This is a genomic window from Paenarthrobacter sp. NPDC058040, from assembly GCF_042885775.1.
GTDB lineage: Bacteria > Actinomycetota > Actinomycetes > Actinomycetales > Micrococcaceae > Arthrobacter.
This window is the reverse complement of sequence record NZ_JBHVRN010000035.1, coordinates 1-3,161: the sequence shown is the minus strand read 5'-3', so window position 1 is coordinate 3,161 and position 3,161 is coordinate 1. Positions and strand designations below refer to the sequence as shown.

The 3,161-nt window shown below is 55.9% G+C and carries 1 protein-coding gene; it reads left to right on the top strand.

The genetic code is table 11. From position 1 onward, the window contains the following. The first annotated feature begins 745 nt into the window (after positions 1–745). Positions 746–2,416: a sigma-54-dependent Fis family transcriptional regulator gene (locus tag ACFVSJ_RS24290; protein WP_387439683.1), complete on the top strand. Its 1,671-nt coding sequence runs from the start codon at positions 746–748 to the stop codon at positions 2,414–2,416. Positions 2,417–3,161: the final 745 nt, after the last annotated feature.

Genomic DNA, 3,161 nt, shown 5'->3' with positions numbered 1-3,161 from the left:
CACACACCTACGGCCGTGTTGACGCCGAAGGCACGTTCCACACCCTGTGGGGCGAAGACAAGTCCGAAATCCCGGCTGTCGACACCCACTAGTCGATGCCACGAACAGGAGCCCGAAATGTGGAGGTTGGCCATGAAAGTATTCGAAGGCACGTTAGCGCAGGACCCGCTGACCTCCACAGACACCGACTTGGACCAGAAACTCTACAGTAGCGAACCCTACTGGTGGATTCTCGCCGGAGGAATGCACGTAGACGGGTTCAGCTGCCCTCCTGCCCTCGGTCCTGAACAAGGTGAAACGGACCCGCCTTAGTTTGCAGCAGCTAAACCAAGGTGCATATAAGGCCGCAAGGGGTCTCCGTGATGGCAGCCACGAGACCCCTTGCTTACGCCCCCGTTCTGGCAGCCGTGGTGCTGGATGTAGAATGTGGCGACGCACAGAGACGTCCCCTCAAACTGTGCGCACGCCTATGCTCAACGCCCACTCGGTTGACTAGTCTTTAGCAATACCAATTCCGATTAAGTGATGGAGATAACCGGTGCGGAGTGACCCAAAGCTCCGACACCCAGGTCAACGGGCCCCTTCATCTGACGCAGGACCACGGACCTGACGTTGGGTAGGTAGAGGAGGAACGCCCTACGTCCGAGAGGCACGTGGCAGCACTAACCAGCTGTCAGGTATTGCAGAGTATTCCTCCGTTTGCGCGGCGCATCCGCAAGTACGGGCGCTCAGAGAGTGAGTTTCCATGTCCATCCGTGAACTTCTCGGGGGTCACCTAAGCGACGGAACAGGTCCCGCCGATCCCGAAATAAGGCAGTCTTGGTATCGCTCAACATTGGCCGGGCTGCACCCGGGAAGTGACATTGTTATCGACAAGCTCGCCGAGATGAACCTCCAGTCGCGGCTGATGAGGGCCGCCTCACCGATACTTGAAGGCCTCGAAAGCCAACTTCACGAGTCCCAGTTCGGGCTGCTTCTTGCCGACAACGAGGGCTACATTCTCCATCGCACATTTGGAAGCCAGCGCATGGCATCGGCCTCTGACAGGTTGGGCGTCGTTGTGGGGGCCCAAATTACAGAACAGACCAGTGGGACTAACGCGATTTCTACACCCATCGAAACCAGGCGCGGAGTGTTCGTTCTCGGCGAGCAGCACTTCTTGGAGTGCCTGCGCGATCAGATCTGTTTCGGCCTCCCTATATTCCAGCCTGGCACACGACGTCTCGAAGGTGTGATCAACATAATGGGACCGGGCCGCGAAAGCCCCGCGCTAATGAAGCCGGTTCTCACTTCGGCGGTGCGGGAAATTCAACAAAGGCTGTCGAACACCTACTCAGATTCGCAGGTCGCTCTCCTACTCGCATTTCGTTCCGCGTGTGAGAATCACCGGCGCTTACCCGTCGTCGCCATCGAGCCCAGCGAGACTTTCACAAACGGGCCGGCGGCCTCCGGCCTGTTGGACAGTGACCTCGAGGTCCTTAAGGAATTCGCCATGCTACGCGGCGTTGATTTTGGGGACCGAGTCGAGATGGACCTGAGCGTCGGCCGACGGACGGTCCTTGTGGAGCGAGTATCAGAACAAGGGGCCGTCTTTAGAGTCCTCGGAAACAACGAGCTCTCACCTGCCGTGCCACGAGCCTCCGTCAGGTATAGGTCAGTCGGGGACGAGCTGGAAGAAGCGCTTGCGGAGGCACGGAATGCCAATGGCCAGGTTCTCATCACAGGCGAATCGGGTTCCGGCCGCACCACCGCCGCCCGCAGCGTGGCATCCCGGAAGCCCTTCCATGTAATAGATGCCAGTGAAGCTTTACTCCAGGGCGCCGAAGCCTGGGTGCTCCGCCTCCGAACATTGGCCGAAAAACCTGAGACTAGTGTGCTCGTGGAACAGATCCAGCTTTTGGATCCCTCTTTGTCCCAAGTCCTGATTGACGTCATGGAGACAGCAGAGGCGCGCATCGTATTGACGGCCGACACGGATCAGGCTTCCATCATTCCAGTAGGCGCGCGATGCCAGTGCGTCGTGGAACTCCCAACACTCAGGGAACGCCGCCCCGAACTCGCATCCATAGTTGCGACGATGCTGAGTGACCGCGGCGTCAAGAACACAAGATTCTCTCCTGCCGCTATCACTGCTTTGGCGGCGCACGACTGGCCAGGTAACTACAGAGAACTACAGCGAGTCTTGGACGAGGTTCTCGTCGCTAGATCTGTGGGAGACGTATCACTTGGCGATCTTCCAGCTCGGTACCGTGCGCCGGGTCGCAGAAGAACCCTTGGGTTACTAGAGCAAGCGGAGTTCGATGCGATTCGTAAAGTACTTTCGCAGGTCAGGGGAAACAAAGTACAGGCGGCAGAGGTCTTGGGCATTAGTCGCTCAACCCTATATGCACGTATGAAGGCACTAGGACTTCAGTAGCTCCTACTCGCAAACTTCGAGGTAACAGAAATGCGTAAATGTGACCGATTTCTAGTCGATCGATTGGAAGCAAAAACATCGACTTCTTGGACGTTGCGTAAGGTTCGGTGGGAGGCTGCCAACTATGAGGAACTTCTGTTTCCCGATCTTTCTGGACCCGGAAGTCATTCAGACCTTCACGTGACTTTCTATGACGTTCATGAAGCAGCATCTGCACCAATTCCAAAGGGTCAGACGGCGTTCTAAGGTTCTTCGAGGGCTCGTAACCTCGAAGGAATGACGCGATCGACATGAACGTGCATCGGTTGGGCAGGCGCAGGGGAAAGTGGGCTTCCCAGTCGTGGTCGAACCTCTCAGAAACTACGTTAAAAGGCGCACGGCAAGGAATTGATCGACAATTCGTCCTCTACGCAGCCCCGCGGAGCAACGTGTGATCAATCTTATGATGCGTAAGCTGGGCGATTATTCAGTGAAAAGGGTGGGAGAAGAACGAACTCGAGAGAGTGTTTGATGCCTGCATCTACTAGTTGTTCATCCGACCGCAAGAAAACATAGTTACAAAAGTTAAACATTCACGAAACCTAATAGTGTTGAATGTGAGTAATCATTATTTCTTGACAGTAACCATGCGAAAACGACTGGAGAGAATAATGGAAACGCTGCTTGGAACACTCAGCAAGGCCGGAGCAATCCACAAGGTCGAGAATGCCTACCTCGAAATTCCGTCCATGGACCTTCCGGGGAG